We start from the raw sequence: 15784 nt of genomic DNA on the forward strand, positions 1-15784 counted from the left end.
AAGGGGGCGTGGGCAACAATGCGCTGATCGGGCGTTTAATGCGATAATCGCACCATTGATCCGGTTATCGCGGTAATCGGCTGTTTTTGCCCTGCTTGCGAGTCGAATAGATGAACACCCCCGCTATCCACCCCCGTGACCTGATCGCCGGCTTGCAGAAGGGCCTGGCGCTGATGCAGCTGTTCAGCGCCGAGCAGCCGCGCCTTAGCGTGCCGCAGGCGGCCAGGTTGTCCGGCCTTACCCCCAGTGCCGCGCGGCGGTTTCTGTTGACCTTGGTGCACGAAGGGTTTGCCGAAACCGACAGCCGTGAGTACTGGCTTACGCCCAAGGCGCTGCGCCTTGGCCAGGCGTATGTGGACTCGGCGCAACTGCCGCGCATGCTGCGGCCGATCGTCGAGCAGGTGGCGCGGCAGACCCAGGAGCATGTGTCGGTAGGTACCCGTGATGGTGACGAGATCATCCACCTGGTACGCAGCCGCTACAGCCATGTGTCTTCGTTGTCGATCCGGCCGGGTTCGCGGGTGCCGATGTATTGCACTGCCGGTGGGCGTGTCTGGCTGGCCTGGCTGGATGAGGTGGAGCGGGATGCCTACTTTGCGCGTAACCCGCTGCGAGGGTTGACGCCTTATACGCAGACGGACCGGTTGCAGCTGGAGGCGGAGTTGCTGCGGGTGAAGGAGCAGGGGTTCTGTATCGTGGACCAGGAGTATGAAATCGGCATGCGCGTGCTGGGTGTGCCACTGTTGGACCGGGCTGGCCGGCTGAAAGCGACGTTGACCATCACCACCCATGCTTCGCGGTTGAGTGTGGATGAAATACGCTTGCGGTATCTGCCGACCCTGTACGAGGCCCAGGCGTTGTTGCGGCCGGTGCTGGATTGAGGTGTTAGGGTTTGGAGGCGTGTTGCCTTCTCGCGGGAAACTCGATCTCATAGAACTGAACATGATTCATTGAGCTAGCCGGGACCCTGTGGGAGCGGCTTCAGCCGCGAACACCGGCGCAGCCGGTGCCATGCACCGCGCTGGATTCTTCGCGGCTAAAGCCGCTCCCACAGGGTACGCGGACCGCTTGTGAATTCCGTTCTATACGTGACAGCGCAGCCCAAAGGGGTGGGAGCGGCCCAGGCCCTCGGCTTATCGCTCGATCTGGCGGTTCCAGCGCGCGTTCCATTCGGGGCGCTGGGTGTTGACCTGGTCCCAGTCGATGGTCACGGCAGTCTGCAGGTAGGTCTGCATGGCTTCGACCTGGCCACGGGTCTTGTCGCTGGTGGGGGTGTTGGGGTTGGACGGGATCTGGTCACCCAGCTCCAGTGCCGGCGACTGCGCCTCGGGGCTGAGCAGGAACTCGGCGAGCTTCTGCGCAAGTTCCGGCTGGTCGTTGTTGGCCGTGACGCATTCGGCCTGGTTGAGCACCACGGCACCTTCCTTGGGCGCGGCGTACTCCACCGGGATGCCTTTGAGCTTCAGCGCCGTCACCTGGGTGGGGGTGAGCGGGAACAGCGCGGCTTCGTCGGTTTGCACCATTTCCGAGAGCTTGGCCGAGTTGGGGATGTATTCCAGCACGTTCGGGCCCACGTTCTTCTGCCAGGCCGTGAAGCCCGGGTTGACATCGGTATCGCTACCGCCGTGCAGGCGGTTGTACATCAGGAAACCATGCAGGCCGAAGGTGGACGATGCCATCGACTGGAACACCACCTTGTCCTTGAAGCGCGGGTCAGCCAGGTCGTTCCACGAGGTGGGCGCCGCCCAGCCATTGGCTTTGAACAGGCGGCTGTTGTAGGCAAGCCCGGTCACGCCCAGGCTGACTGCGGCGGCCTTGTCCTTGATCAGGGCCTTTTCCGGCAACTGGGCCAAGGTCGGGTTGGGTTTGAGCGTGCTGCACAGGCCCATGCCGATGGCGCGGTACATGATGCCGTCATCCAGCACCATCACATGGATCGACGGCTTGTTCGGCGTGGCCTGGACCTTGGCCAGGATGTCGGCCGAGGTGCCGGGGACAATCACCACCTTCACGCCGTTGGCCTGCTCGAACTTTGGCAGGATATTGTCGCTGAACAGCCGTTCCATGGTGCCGCCGTTCATGCCCAGGTACAGCGTGGGTTGGGCCATGGCGGGCAGGCAGGCGAACAGGCCGGGCACGGTGCAGAACAGGGCGAGCAAACGTTGCTTGTGCGTCATGACAGGTTTTCCTTGTGGTGGTTGGGCTGAAAGCGGTTGATGGAAAAAGCCGCCAGGCTGAGCGTCGGCGCGCCGTGCAGGATGCATTGCGCCAACGCTTCACCGGCAGCCGGGCCTATCTGGAAGCCGGCACCGGCAAAGCCGAAACCATGCAGCAGGCCGGGCTGGTGCAGGCTGGGGCCGAGCACCGGTTCGTCATCGGGCAGGTAGCCTTCGGTGCCGCTCCAGGTGCGAATGGCCTGGGCGCCGGCCAGTGCCGGGTACAGCTCGGTGGCGTTGTGCAGGATGTCGAGCACTGCGGCCTGGCCCGGGCGTGCGGTGGTCGGGGTCAGGGCAAAACCGCGCCCGCCGCCCAGCACGCAGTTGCCACGCGCCACCTGGCGGGCATAGATGCCGCCGCCTTCGACCCCGGTGCTGGCGGTCATGAACAGCGGCAGCGGCTCGGTGACCAGCATGGCTGGGTGGGCCGCGGTCAGCGGCACCGGCTCGCCGAACCGCTCGGCCAATTGCGCCGACCAGGCGCCGGCGCAATTCAACAGCCAGGGCGCCTTGAAGCCTTGGCCGCTGCTGGTGTGTACGCTGAAGTGGTGGCCGTCGTGTCCCACCTCCAGCACCTTGCACTGTTCATGCACCTGGGCGCCGCTGCGCCTGGCCGCCTGGGCGAAGGCCGGTGACACCAGCCGTGGGTTGGCATGGCCGTCCTCGGGGCAGTACGAGGCGCCGACGGCGATATCGCCTACCCAGGGGAAGCGCTGGCGCAGTTCGCGTCGTTCAAACAGTTGCAGGCGAAGGTCAAAAGCCTGGGTACGCCGGGCATAGGCCTTCAAGGCATCGAAGTCGGTTTCGCTGCGGGCCAGCTTCAGGTGGCCGCTGCGGGCGTATTCGCCATCGATGCCGATCCATTCGCGCAGATTCCCCCAGATGGCATGGGCGCGCATCGACAACGGCAGCTGGGCCAACGAGCGGCCCTGGCGGCGCACACCGCCGTAGTTCACTCCGCTGGAATGCGAGCCGCAGAAGTCGCGTTCCAGCAATGCCACTTGCCGACCAGCGCGGGCCAAGGTCAAGGCCGCGCTGCTGCCGATGATGCCGCCGCCGACGATGATGGCGTCCACTTCGATCAGCTTCATGGTTTTATCTCCAGGCCAAAGGGCAGGGGCTTGACCGGTGCCTGGCCACGCAGGCGCCCTACCTGGTCAATGGCCCGACCGCTTTCGCAGGCGATCAACTCGGCGGCAGCTGCACCGCACACGCGGCCCTGGCAGCGGCCCATGCCGACTCGGCACATGGCCTTGACCCGGTTGATTTCCCAGTGCCCGGCACGCACGGTGGCGCGGATTTCCCCGGCGCTGATCTGCTCGCAGCGGCACACGGTGAGCTCGTCCGGGGCTTGCCGGGCCCACTGCTCGGGGAATGGAAAGGCCTGCTCCAGCCCCTGGCGGAAGCGCTGCAAGGTGGCCAGGCGCCTTTCCAGTTGCTGCTGGCGCTGCGGGTTGCCGGGCTTGCCAAGGTCGGCCAGCAGTGTCAGGGCGGCCAGTTCACCGCTCATCTCGGCACCGTCGGCACCGAGGATGCCGGTACCATCGCCCGCCAGGTACACGCCAGGGCTGGTGGCCCGGCCCTGGGCGTCACGTACCGGTAGCCAGGCGCGGTTGAGCACGCTCCAGGCGAATTGGCAACCCAGCAGGTCGGCCAGTTGGGTTTCACTGCGCAGGGCGTGGGCGAATGCCACGGCGTCGCACGGCAAGTCGTGTTGTTGGCCATTGTGCGACCAGCGCACACCGCTGGCACGTTGCTCGCCGTCGATACCCAGCAGGGTCACGCCTTGGTGCACCGGCACACCCTTGCGGGCCAGCCTGGCTCGGTAGTACAGGCCCTTGGCAAAGGTGCCCGGTTGTAGAAGCAGGCGTGGCAGGGCACGCACCTGGGCGCTGAACGGTGAGGTGTCGAGTACCGCGCTGACCGTGGCACCGGCCTTGGCGTACTGGTAGGCCACCAGGTACAGCAGCGGCCCGCTGCCGGCCAGCACCACCCGTTCACCGATCGCGCAGCCCTGGAACTTCAGGGCGATTTGCGCAGCGCCCAAGGTATAGACCCCAGGCAGGGTCCAGCCGGGTATCGGCAATACTCGGTCGGTGGCACCGGTGGCGACGATCACCCGGTCGAACGCCAGGCGGTCGGCCAGTTGGCCCTGTTGCAAGGTGTCCAGCACTTGCTGCTCGGCGTTCCATACCAGGGTGTCCGGGCGGTAGTCGACCTGCCCGCGCAGTTGCTCAAGGGTGGTGTGCACGGCTTGCGCTTTTCCTGCCTCGAAGCCGTACAAGGCTTTGGCCGAGCGGCGAAAGTTGGTCGGCTGTTGGCGGTAGATCTGCCCGCCGCCGCGGCTGGCTTCGTCCAGCAACACCGGGCGCAGGCCGTGGGTTACCAGGGTTTGCGCGGCGCGGATGCCGGCCGGGCCGGCGCCGATGATCACGATCGCACTCATGGCTGGCGCCCCGGGTCGCGGGTCACGCACTGGCCCGGTTCCAGAAAGGTCGAGCAGGCGCGTACCCGACGGCCATCCTGCAGGCGTACCCAGCAGTCCTGGCAGGCGCCCATCAGGCAGAAGCCGGCGCGTGGTTCGGCGCTGAAATCGCTGCCGCGCAGGTGCCCGGCATTGGTCAGGATGGCAGTCAGCAGGGTATCGCCACTCATGCCTTTGGCCGGTTGGCCGTCGAGCAGGAAGGGCACAGGCTCGCGGTCGTGTTCGGCCACGCGCTTGAACAGAGGCATGGGGGCATTCCTTGTCATTGCTTGCCCACCAGCACGCGGTCCAGGCCATATACGCGGTCCAGGGCGACCATGGTCAGGGCGGTGACGGCGATAACCAGCGCCGAGACGGCGGCCATCATCGGGTCGATGGATTCGGTGGCGTATACGTACATGCGCACTGGCAGGGTCTGGGTGGCAGGCGAGGTGACGAAGATCGACAGGGTCACTTCGTCGAAGCTGTTGATGAACGCCAGCAGCCAGCCGCCGGCCACACCGGGCAGGATCATCGGCAGGGTGACCTTGCAGAACAGCGTGACCCGGCCAGCACCCAGGCTTTGCGCGGCCTGCTCGGCGCTGCGGTCGATACCGATGGCTGCAGCCAGTACCAGGCGCAGCACGTAAGGGGTGATCACCACGACGTGGGCGAACACCAGCCAGGCGAAGCTGCCATTGACCCCCAGCAAGGCGAACAGCCGCAGCAAGGCCACACCCAGAACCAGGTGCGGGATGATGATCGGCGACAGCAGCAGGCCGTTGAGAAAGCCTTGGCCGGGGAAGCTGTAGCGGGTGATCGCCAGGCCCGCCGGCACGGCGATCAAAGTGGCCAGCGAGGCAGCCAGGGCCGCGAGTTTCAGGCTGTTGTAAAACGCATCGAGGAAATCGGCACGCTCGAACACGGCGCTGAACCAGCGCAGCGAGAAGCCGGCGGTGGGCAGGCTGAGGGTGTTTTCCGGGGTGAATGCCACCAGGCACACCACCACCAGCGGGGCGAGCATGAACAGCATCACCAGGGCGTGAAAGGACAGGGCCAGCGGGCCGTTACGGGTCATCGGTTCAGACTCCAAGTGCGCGTTTGTAGCGGCGTTCGACCAGCCGGTTCCAGCTGAGCATCACCAGCAGGTTGATCAGCAGCAGGGCCACGGCGATGGTGGCACCCATCGGCCAGTTCAGTTCGGCCAGGTACTGGTCGTAGATCATGGTGGCGACCATCTTCAGCCGGCGTCCGCCCAGCAGGCCGGGGATGGCGAACGAACTGGCGGCCAGGCCGAACACGATCAGCGTGCCTGACAGCACGCCGGGCATGATCTGTGGCAGCACGATGCGGCGGAACACCGTCCACTGGCTGGCACCCAGTGACAGCGCGGCTTGCTCGGCAGCCGGGTCGAGCTTCTGCAGCGAGGTCCACACCGGGATGATCATGAACGGCAGCATCACGTGGACCAGGCCGATGATCACTGCAAAGGGCGTATACAGCAGCTTCACCGGCTGGCCGCCGAGGGCAGTGATGCCCTGGTTGACCAGGCCGTCGGCGCCCAGCAGCAGGCTCCAGCCGAAGGCCCGCACTACCACCGAAATCAGCAGCGGGGTCAGCACCAGGATCAGGAAGATCGAGCGCCACGGCGCGCCCATGCGGCTGAGCACCAAGGCCTCGGGGATGCCGATCAGCACGCAAAGCAGGGTGACCAGGGCGCTGATCCAGAAGGTGCGGAAGAAGATCTCGTAGTAGTAGGTGTCGGTCACCAGGCTCAGGTAATGGCCGAGGGTGTACTGGCCGGCCTGGATGCCGCTGCTGTAGTCGAACGCGTTGAACGACAGCAGCACGGTCAGCCCCAGTGGCACCACCAGCAAGGCCAGGAACAACAGCAGCGCCGGGCTGCTGAGGCCGTAGCCCCAGGCGCTGCTGCGCAGCTTTGCCGCGCTCATGCCGCCACCTCGCCAGCGTTCAGTACCCGCAGCAGGGCATCGTTCCAGTCCAGGCCGACCTGTGTGCCTTCATCCAGCGGTGTGTTGCCGTCGTTGGCACGCACCACGGCCAGGTTGCCCAGAGCAGTGTCGACCCGATACAGCCACTGGCTGCCGAGGAAGTAGCGGCAGCTGATGCGGCCTGCGAGCCTGCCGCTACCGGCCGGGCCGAGGCTGATTTTTTCCGGGCGCAGGCTGAGGGTCAGCGGGCCCTGGGCATTGGCCTGCGGTTGCCCGCCGGGGCCGGTTACGCCGCGGAGGCGGTTGGCCTTGCCGACAAAATCGGAAATGAAGGGCGTACCCGGGTGTTCGTAGAGGCGGTAGGGGTCATCTACCTGGGTAATGCGCCCGGCCTCCATCACCACCACCCGGTCGCTGATCGACAAGGCCTCGGCCTGGTCGTGGGTGACCATCAAGGTGGTAATGCCGACCTCGTTCTGGATGCGACAGATCTCGAACTGCATTTCTTCACGCAGGTGGGCGTCCAGGTTGGACAGCGGTTCGTCCAGTAGCAGCACCGGCGGTTCGATCACCAGTGCGCGGGCCAGGGCCACCCGCTGACGCTGGCCGCCGGAGAGTTCGCGCGGGTAGCGCTCGGCATGCTTGTCCAGGCGCACCAGCGCCAGGGACTGGTCGACCCGGCGGGCGATGTCGGCGTTGGCCACCTTGCGCATGCGCAGGCCGAAGGCGACGTTGTCGCGCACGGTCATGTGCGGGAACAGCGCGTAGCTCTGGAACACCACGCCCAGGCCTCGGCTGGCCGGCTTGGCGTGGGTGATGTCGCGGCCGTCGAGGACAATGCGGCCGCTGGTGACCTCGACGAAGCCGGCAATCATTTGCAGGGTGGTGGTCTTGCCGCAGCCCGAAGGGCCAAGCAGGGAGACGAACTCGCCTTTCTCGATGGCCAGTGACGAGCTGGCCACTGCCTCCGTGGCGCCATAGCGCTTGCAAAGCTTGTCGATCAACAGAAAGGTCATGGCTGTGCTCCATCGCAAACGGAACCGGGGTCAACCGGCAGTTTCAGGGTGGGCAGAGCGCCAGCGGCGAAAAGCAATGCTTTTACGGACGTTGGCGCTCGCTTCTGTGGCGGCGGCCGATGTTGTGATATCGCCCTATGGACCGGAGAGTAGGGCAATGATTAGGATGGCGACAAAGGGTAATTTCACTGGGTGATAGCTATTTTGAAATTATTCCACTGAATGGAATTTTTAAGGGTTTGACGAAAAATGGATTCCGATAAACGAAATGTGCAGGCCAAGGAAGTAGGTGTCGGTGCGGTGTCGCGTTTGTTCGCCGTGTTGCGTGCGCTGGGAGAATGCGGCGGCGAGGGCGAGAAGGTCAGCCAGCTGGCGCAGCGGGTTGGCCTGGCGCAACCCACAACCCACCGCCTGCTGCGCAGCCTGATTGAAGAAGGCATGGTCGACCAGTGCGAGACCAGCAAGCGCTACCGGCTGAGCCTGGATTTTTTTGCCCTGGCGGCCAAGGCCGGGCAAGCCGGCAACCTGCGTGATGTGGTGCGCCCCAGCCTGCTGCGGCTGTCGGCCTCGTTGGGCGATTCGCTGTTCCTGCTGGCGCGCTCGGGGTTCGATGCGGTGTGCCTGGACCGCAGCGAAGGGCCATACCCGATTCGTACCTTCACCGGTGATATCGGCGGCCGTGTGGCCTTGGGGGTGGGGCAGGGCAGCCTGGCAATCCTGGCCTTTCTGCCGGAGGAGGAGCGCGACGAGGTGATCCGCTACAACCTGCCGCGGCTGAAGGATTTCCACCATTACGACGAAGTCATGCTGCGCGCCGAAATCGACAATGTGCGCAGCCTCGGCTATGCCGGGCGCAATACCGGAGTGCTCGATGGCATGGCCGGCCTGGCGGTGCCGATCCTCGATCGTAACGGCTATGCGGTGGCGGCCCTGAGCGTGGCGACCATCAGCGACCGCCTGGGGCCCAACCGCATGCCGACCGTGGTGGCGCTGCTCAAGCGCGAGGCGACGGCGATTGGCGAACGGGTCAACCCGTTTGACCCGGTGCTGCGCCGGCCTTCGCACGTGTTTGGTTGAGGGCCAGGATTGAGCTCAGTCCATCGTCGCGATGGAAACTGATGGAGGTCGACGCATGGCACCGGCTTTGCCGGTGTTCGCCGGGCCCGCTCCCATACAGGCCTACTCCATCGCCTCGGCCACACCCTGGTCCTCACCCAGGAACCCGCCGCTCTGGTGCTGCCACAACCGCGCATAAGTACCGTTCTTCGCCAGCAGTTCCGCATGGGTGCCTTGCTCGATGATGCGCCCTTCATCCATCACGATCAGCCGGTCCATGGCGGCAATCGTCGACAACCGGTGGGCGATGGCGATGACGGTCTTGCCTTGCATCATTTCATCCAGGCTCTCCTGAATGGCCACTTCCACTTCCGAGTCCAGCGCACTCGTGGCTTCGTCCAGCAGCAGGATCGGCGCGTTCTTCAACATCACTCGGGCAATGGCGATGCGTTGGCGCTGGCCACCAGACAGCTTGATGCCGCGCTCTCCCACCAGGGTGTCGTAACCCGTGTTGCCCTGGCGGTCGCTGAGCTGGCTGATGAAACCATCGGCCTGGGCATTGGCCGCAGCGGCGCGGATCTGCGCTTCGGTGGCATCGGGGCGGCCATAGGCGATGTTGTCGCGAATCGAGCGGTGCAGCAGCGAGGTGTCCTGGGTGACCATGCCGATCGCCGCGCGCAGGCTGTCCTGAGTGACCTTGGCCACGTTCTGCCCGTCGATGCGGATTTCACCACGGTCCACGTCGTAGAAGCGCAGCAGCAGGTTGATCAAGGTGGACTTGCCGGCGCCGGAGCGGCCGACCAGGCCGACTTTTTCGCCCGGGCGAATGTGCAGGCTCAGGTCGTTGAGCACCTGACGCTCGCCGTTGTAGTTGAAGCTGACCTTGTCAAAACTCACCGCGCCCCCTGTGGTTACCAGCTCCACAGCATCCGGCGCATCCTTTACCTTGGGGCCGCGGGTGAGGGTGGCCATACCGTCCTGCACGGTGCCGATGTTTTCGAACAGCGAGGTTATCTCCCACATGATCCAGTGCGACATGCCGTTGATACGCAAGGCCATGGCGGTGATCGCCGCCACCGCCCCGGTACCGACCTGGCCCTGGTGCCACAGCCACAGCGCATAGCCACCGGCAGCGATGATCAAGCCCACCACCAGCGCCTGGTTGACGATTTCGAACTGGCTGACCAGACGCATCTGGCGAAAGCCGGTCTGCTTGAAGTCCTCCATGGCCGCGCGCGCGAAGTGCGCTTCGCGGTTGGCGTGCGAGAACAGCTTCACCGTGGTGATGTTGGTGTAGGCGTCGGACACCCGCCCGGTCATCGACGATCGCGCATTGGCCTGCTCCTGGCCGACCTTGCCCAGGCGTGGCACGAAATACAGCATGGCCAGGCCGAACAGTACGACCCAGGCAATGAATGGCAGCATGAGTTTCAGGGCAAAGCCACCGGCCAAGGCAATGATCGCGATGAAGTACACCCCGATCCCGGGCAGGATCTCGATGATGGTGAACAACACATCGCGTACCGCCAGTGCCGTCTGCATCACCTTGGTGGTGACCCGACCGGAAAACTCGTCAGAAAAGAACGACAGGCTCTGGCGTAGCATCAGCCGGTGAAAGTCCCAGCGCAGCCGCAGCGGCAAGTTGATCGCCAGCACCTGGTGCTGAACCATGGTGCGCAGCGCCACCAACCCGATGCTGACCAGCAGGACGATGCCGATACCCCACAGCACCCGGGTTTCTTCGGGGCCGACGGTACCGCCGGCCTGCCAGGCCGAGAGCAGGTCCACGACCTGGCCGAGAAAGGCGAACAGCCAGGCTTCGTAGATCGATACCCCGGCACTGAGCAGCGCAAGCGCCAGGATGTAGCCGCGTGCGCCCCGGGTGCAGGCCCACATGAAGCGCAACAGGCCAACCGGTGGCGGTGGTACCTCATCAGGTGGGAAGGGATCGAGCCAGCGCTCAAAGATGCGAAGCATGCTTGTCTCCGGAAAATCAATTCTTGCCTGGCCGGTGACCATGACACGCAGCGATATGTCCGCTGTCGCCATGGCAGGCTTGGGCTGCAATGCAGCCCCAGTCAAGCCGGCAACCTTAACTGACAGACACTGACCCAACGGTCGTTGTTAACAAAACTTTGCAAATTATTACATTTCTGTCTGATTTCATTTTGCCTTGGTGCTGTAGGGGTACCCGCAACGAGATCGGGCCTGCAGGGAACGGTCAGCGCCGTGCCGACAACTGCTGCGGTGCCAAAAAAGCATCATGGAAGTAATTGCGTACAGCCTGCATCGCCGGGCTGAACGCCCGTTCCCGGTGCCAGGCCAGCCCAACGCTCATCGGTGTCACCGGGTCGCTGATGGTCACCGTCTCGATACGCTTGCCCTCCAGCGACCAGGGCCGGTGCACCAGGTCCGACAGGATCGCTACACCGCTGCCATTGGCAACCATGCTGCGCACGGCCTCCACCGAACTGGTCCGCACCCGCACTTTCGGCCGCTGCCCGGCCTGTTCCCAATAGCGCATGGCGCTTTGCTCGGCCTCATCCACGGTCAGCAGGATGAACGGCTCGCAGGCCACATCGGCCAGGCTTACCGCCGAGCGCTCGCACAGCGGATGGTTGCCAGGCAGCCACAGGCGGCGTTCGGAGTTGAACAGGGTTTCCGAGACGATGTCCGGGTGGGTGAGGTTGGCGGTGAGTACTACTGCCATGTCGAAACGACCCTCCAGCAACCCTTGCTCGATGGCGCTGCGCTCCTGCTCGTACAGCTCCAAGGTCACATCCGGATGCCAGTGCTCCAGCCGCTGCAGGTGATGGGGCAGGAAGTAGCCGATCACCGTGTAGCTTGCCGCCAGGCGCAGCAGGCCACTGGCGCGCACGTCCGGCAGCGGGCTGTTCAACGCATCGTCCACGCTACGCAGGATCACGTAGGCGCGGTTGAGGAAGTGCCGGCCAGCCTCGGTCAGGCTCATGCCCTGCGCCGAGCGCTGGAACAGCAGCACGCCGAGCATCGCCTCCAGCTCCTTGATCGCCGTGGTCACTGCAGACTGGGAAATGTTCAGGTGGATTGCCGCCTGGGAAATCTGGCCGATCTCGGCGGTGGCGACGAAATAGCGGACCTGGCGCAGGGTCAGTGACACGATAGCTCCCGGGGGTATCTGATTTTCAGAAGACACCCTATCTGTTTATAGATCTTCCCAAGGGGGTGCGGAGAATCTAACGTGGCTTGCATGCAGTCACAAGCGCCAGGAGAGACAGTCATGCAGGTGGTGGATTTCAACTCGGACATGGGTGAGGGCTTTGGCCCGTGGACGATTGGCGACGGCGTCGACAACGAGCTGATGGGCTACATCAGCACGGCCAACATCGCCACCGGCTTCCATGCTGGTGACCCCGGCACCATGCGCCGTACCGTCGAGCGGGCCAAGGCCCTGGGCGTCGCAGTGGGGGCGCACCCTGGGTTCCGCGACCTGGTCGGCTTCGGTCGCCGGCACATCAATGCCCCGGCCCAGGAACTGGTCGACGACATGCTCTACCAGCTCGGCGCCCTGCGTGAAATTGCCCGCGCCCAGGGCGTGCGCCTGCAGCACATCAAGCCGCACGGTGCCCTGTACATGCATCTGGCACGTGACGAAGAAGCTGCACGGCTGCTGGTGGAGAACCTGCGAGTGATCGAGCCGGAGCTGCTGCTGTACTGCATGCCGGGTTCGGTGATCTGCCGCATCGCCCAGGAGCTTGGCCAGCCGGTCATTCGCGAGTTCTACGCCGACCGCGAGTACGACCTGAGCGGTTCGATCGTGTTCACCCGCAATGTGCGGGGCTACGAACCTGGAGCGGTCGCTGAACGGGTGTTGCGGGCTTGCCAGCAAGGCGTGGTGCGCACGGTCGAGGGCCAGGACCTGGCCATCGAATTCGATTCCATCTGCCTGCACAGCGACACCCCGGGGGCGCTCGACCTGGTCGAGGCCACGCGCAAGGCGCTGGACGCTGCCGGTATCGTGGTGCGTGCGCCACGCTGAATCCGTGGGGCATCCGGCAGGTATACGCCGGAGCCCGTGCAATTTGCTTTCGCCTGCCTTTCTGTAAAGACTCCAAGAAAAGGAACAGTCATGGCCGAACCGCTCGCTACAACCCCTATCCGCTACAGCTTCGGCGCCGACGAGCACCTGTTTGCCGAAGTCAGCGAGAGCATGTCGCTGGAGGCCTTTTTCAAGGGCATGGCAGTCACCCGCGCGGTGGAGCGGCTGGCCCTGGATGGCGTGCTGGATGTGTGCCTGGCCAACGCCTCGTTCCAGATTCGCTTCGACCCGGACCGTATCGCGCCGCAGGCACTGCTGGAGGCGGTGCGCGGTGCCGAAGCGCAGGCAGTGGCCGAGCGCTCGTTGCAGACACGGATCATCGAGATTCCAGTGCTGTACAACGACCCCTGGACCCATGAAACACTGATGCGTTTTCGTGACCGCCACCAGGCCCCGGGCAGCACCGACCTGGAGTACGCCGCGCGGATCAACGGCCTGGCCGATGTCGAGGGGTTCATTGCCGCGCACAGCGGCGCGCCGTGGTTCGTGTCGATGGTCGGGTTCGTTGCCGGCCTGCCGTTCATGTTCCAGATGGTCGAGCGAGAGCGGCAACTGCAGGTGCCCAAGTACCTGCGCCCGCGTACTGACACCCCCAAGCTCACCCTTGGCCATGGCGGCTGTTTCGGCTGCATCTATTCAGTGCGCGGGGCAGGTGGCTACCAGATGTTCGGCGTCACTCCGGCGCCTATCTACGACCCGCAGCAGACGCTGAACTACCTGAAGGAGCACATGGTGTTCTTCCGCCCGGGAGACATCGTGCAGTTCAAACCCATTGACCGCCGCACCTACGACCAGGCGGTGGCGGATGTCGAAGAAGGCCGTTTCGACCTGCGCATTCGCCCGGTGGAATTCTCCCTGGACGCGTTCCTTGCCGACCCGGTCGGTTATCCACGGACTCTGCAGGAGGTGCTGGCATGATCAAGGTACTCAAACCCGGCTTGGCTACCTCGGTGCAGGACCTGGGCCGCGAAGGCTACTACCACCTGGGCATCCCGCCGTCCGGCGCCCTCGACCAGTACGCCCTGAGGGCGGCCAACCACCTGGTGGGCAACCCGGCCGGCGCCGCGGGCCTTGAGTGTGCGCTGGTGGGGCCGGAGCTGGAGTTCCAGCAGGATGCCCTGGTGGCGGTTTGCGGGGCGCAGATGCCGGCCTTGCTCGATGGCCGCGAGCAACGCCCGGACACCGCGTTTGCCGTACGTGCCGGGCAGGTGTTGCGTTTCGGCTTCCCTACCGCAGGTGCCCGGGCCTACCTGGCGGTGGCCGGCGGTATCGATGTACCCGAGGTGCTCGGCAGCCGCTCCACCTATGCGTTGGGTGCATTGGGTGGCTTGCATGGGCGCAAGCTGATGGCGGGTGACCTGTTGCCGGTCGGCATGCCCAGTGGCAAGACCCGCGCCGGCGCGAGCCTGCCGATGGCCTTGCGCCAGGCCTTGGGCGGCGAGGTGGTGCTGCGGGTGGTGCCGGGGCTGTATTTTCACCGCCTGACCAAGGCTGCGGTGCAAAGCTTTTTCACCGAAGCCTGGACGGTCGGCTCCGAGGCTGACCGTATCGGCTATCGCTACAAGGGCGGCAGCGCCTTGAGCTTCCAGCCACGGGAGCAGCCGTTCGGGGCCGGCTCGGACCCGTCGAACATCGTTGACAGCTGCTACCCGATCGGCTCGATCCAGGTGCCCGCGGGGCTGGAGCCGATCATCCTGCACCGTGACGCGGTGTCGGGTGGCGGCTACGCCATGATCGGCACGGTGATCAGCGCCGACCTGGATCTGATCGGGCAGATGCAGCCCAACCAGCAGGCGCGGTTCCTCGAGGTAAGCCTGGAGGAAGCCCTGGAAGCTCGGCGCTCGTACAAGAAGAAGCTGGGTTTCCTGGCCAGGTTGTTTGGCTGATTGATGTTTGCGGCGGTGCGCCACCCACACAAGGGCTGGCGCAGTCGTTGCAGGAGCGGCCTTGTGTCGCGAAAGGGCCGCCGAGCGGCCCCGGAATTCCGGCATCACAGCGTCCAGACAAGCCAAAAGGAGAAAATTCCTACAGCGCTTTGGGACGCACCACGCTCCTCGAAGAATTGATTCCCCGATAGTGTTCATGTCTTCAGCCTAACTGGAAGACAAGGACCTCTTCATGCCCGGCCCATCTGCTGTTCGTATTGGAAAACCCCAGGCCGCCAACGCTGCCCATGACGTAACCGAAAGCAGCCTGCATGCCATGCTCGATGTCCCGGAGGGCAGCGATTCACCTTATCCACCCGGCCACGGCGGGCGCGCGGATCATGAGGGTTATCCGGCCGACCCGGACTTCCAGCTACGCGGCGGCTTCGCCAACCTGATGCTCGACGCGGCCAACCCGCTGTTCGGCCTGGTCATACGCCTGCGTACGCTGGATGACCTGCCCAACATCGAACAGGTGCACAAGACCCTGCAGATTCAGATCAGCACAATCCGCGAGGAAATACAGCAGCACGGTTATTCCTCTGTGCACCTCGAAGCCTATTCCTATGCCTTGTGCCTTTACCTGGACGAGGCCGTGATGAGTCGGCCCTGGGGGAACAATTCGTGCTGGAGTCACGAACCGCTGCTCAGCATCTTCCATGGCGAAACCCAGGGTGGCGAGAAGATCTTCGTGTTGCTGGAGCGGTTGATGCAGTCGCCCAAGGAGTTCCAGGATGTGCTGGAGTTCCTGTACTTCTGCTTTTGCCTGGGCCTGAAGGGCAAGTACGCCCTGGACCCGAAGTGCGATGAAATCATCAACGCCCTGATTTCGCGGATGCACAAGGTCATTCGTGAACTGCGCGGCCCCACGCCGGAATTCCCGGGCGATCCCTATACCAACGTGGTCCCTCGCCCCCACCGTATGCGGCGTCGGGAATGGCCCTGGTGGAGCCCGTTGGTGATCTCCGCCATCGCCATGGTCTGCGCCTACTGCTACTACAGCTACCGCCTGAGCTTGATCACCGCCGAGGTGCTGGAGTCGCTCAACGGCATTTTGCAGCAGTAGCAAAGGGGATC

15 protein-coding genes are annotated in these 15784 nt (G+C 64.5%); 6 read left to right on the forward strand and 9 right to left on the reverse strand.

Translation table 11 applies throughout. The features are described 5' to 3' along the window. Positions 1-110 precede the first annotated feature (110 nt). On the forward strand, positions 111-881 hold the full coding sequence (locus KDB76_RS11490) for an IclR family transcriptional regulator C-terminal domain-containing protein (protein ID WP_013972111.1): 771 nt from the start codon (positions 111-113) through the stop codon (positions 879-881). 252 nt (positions 882-1133) lie between these two features. Here the strand turns inward: KDB76_RS11490 and KDB76_RS11495 are convergent, their stop codons facing one another. The 7 genes from KDB76_RS11495 to KDB76_RS11525 are packed head-to-tail and all read right to left on the reverse strand — an operon-like array spanning position 1134 to position 7648. Further along, complete coding sequence (locus KDB76_RS11495; protein WP_013972112.1) at positions 1134-2177, reverse strand: ABC transporter substrate-binding protein; 1044 nt, start codon at positions 2175-2177, stop codon at positions 1134-1136. Beyond that, a complete protein-coding gene (locus KDB76_RS11500; protein WP_038409324.1) occupies positions 2174-3307 on the reverse strand; it encodes an FAD-dependent oxidoreductase in 1134 nt (377 codons plus the stop codon). Before KDB76_RS11500 ends, KDB76_RS11495 begins: the two co-directional genes overlap by 4 nt. After that, positions 3304-4662 carry an FAD/NAD(P)-binding oxidoreductase gene (locus KDB76_RS11505; RefSeq protein ID WP_038409325.1) on the reverse strand — a complete coding sequence of 453 codons (1359 nt, stop codon included), beginning with the start codon at positions 4660-4662 and terminating at the stop codon, positions 3304-3306. Before KDB76_RS11505 ends, KDB76_RS11500 begins: the two co-directional genes overlap by 4 nt. Then, a complete protein-coding gene (locus KDB76_RS11510; protein ID WP_003260558.1) occupies positions 4659-4949 on the reverse strand; it encodes a (2Fe-2S)-binding protein in 291 nt (96 codons plus the stop codon). Before KDB76_RS11510 ends, KDB76_RS11505 begins: the two co-directional genes overlap by 4 nt. A gap of 14 nt (positions 4950-4963) precedes the next feature. Beyond that, positions 4964-5758 carry an ABC transporter permease gene (locus KDB76_RS11515; RefSeq protein WP_025339622.1) on the reverse strand — a complete coding sequence of 265 codons (795 nt, stop codon included), beginning with the start codon at positions 5756-5758 and terminating at the stop codon, positions 4964-4966. Positions 5759-5762: 4 nt separating this feature from the next. Continuing rightward, complete coding sequence (locus KDB76_RS11520) at positions 5763-6632, reverse strand: ABC transporter permease (protein WP_013972117.1); 870 nt, start codon at positions 6630-6632, stop codon at positions 5763-5765. After that, complete coding sequence (locus KDB76_RS11525; protein ID WP_013972118.1) at positions 6629-7648, reverse strand: ABC transporter ATP-binding protein; 1020 nt, start codon at positions 7646-7648, stop codon at positions 6629-6631. The genes KDB76_RS11520 and KDB76_RS11525 overlap by 4 nt, the downstream gene beginning before the upstream one ends. A 249-nt stretch (positions 7649-7897) precedes the next feature. Between KDB76_RS11525 and KDB76_RS11530 the strand changes: the two genes are divergently transcribed. Continuing rightward, the gene (locus KDB76_RS11530) at positions 7898-8725 is read left to right on the forward strand and encodes an IclR family transcriptional regulator (RefSeq protein WP_023661551.1); all 828 of its coding nucleotides are present in this window, start codon (positions 7898-7900) and stop codon (positions 8723-8725) included. Positions 8726-8827: 102 nt separating this feature from the next. Here KDB76_RS11530 and KDB76_RS11535 read toward each other — a convergent pair whose 3' ends face one another. Both KDB76_RS11535 and KDB76_RS11540 read right to left on the reverse strand, forming a co-directional pair. Next, positions 8828-10681 (reverse strand): ABC transporter ATP-binding protein, encoded by a 1854-nt coding sequence (locus KDB76_RS11535; RefSeq protein ID WP_024086806.1) that lies wholly within the window; start codon positions 10679-10681, stop codon positions 8828-8830. A 244-nt stretch (positions 10682-10925) separates the two neighbouring features. Continuing rightward, positions 10926-11843, reverse strand: a complete 918-nt coding sequence (locus tag KDB76_RS11540; protein WP_023661550.1) for a LysR family transcriptional regulator — start codon at positions 11841-11843, stop codon at positions 10926-10928. A gap of 120 nt (positions 11844-11963) precedes the next feature. Here KDB76_RS11540 and KDB76_RS11545 point away from each other — a divergent pair, with 120 nt between their 5' ends. From KDB76_RS11545 to icmH, 4 genes are all read left to right on the forward strand, one after another. Further along, on the forward strand, positions 11964-12722 hold the full coding sequence (locus tag KDB76_RS11545) for a 5-oxoprolinase subunit PxpA (protein ID WP_013972122.1): 759 nt from the start codon (positions 11964-11966) through the stop codon (positions 12720-12722). Between the two features lie 90 nt (positions 12723-12812). After that, entirely contained in the window at positions 12813-13700 is an 888-nt protein-coding gene (locus KDB76_RS11550) for an allophanate hydrolase subunit 1 (protein WP_024086807.1), read from the forward strand. Then, positions 13697-14668 carry a biotin-dependent carboxyltransferase family protein gene (locus tag KDB76_RS11555; protein ID WP_023661548.1) on the forward strand — a complete coding sequence of 324 codons (972 nt, stop codon included), beginning with the start codon at positions 13697-13699 and terminating at the stop codon, positions 14666-14668. The genes KDB76_RS11550 and KDB76_RS11555 overlap by 4 nt, the downstream gene beginning before the upstream one ends. 232 nt (positions 14669-14900) lie before the next feature. Beyond that, a complete protein-coding gene (gene icmH / locus KDB76_RS11560) occupies positions 14901-15773 on the forward strand; it encodes a type IVB secretion system protein IcmH/DotU (protein WP_024086808.1) in 873 nt (290 codons plus the stop codon). Positions 15774-15784 lie beyond the last annotated feature (11 nt).

The sequence above is a fragment of the Pseudomonas sp. JS425 genome, assembly GCF_018223845.1.
Classification (GTDB): domain Bacteria; phylum Pseudomonadota; class Gammaproteobacteria; order Pseudomonadales; family Pseudomonadaceae; genus Aquipseudomonas; species Aquipseudomonas asiatica.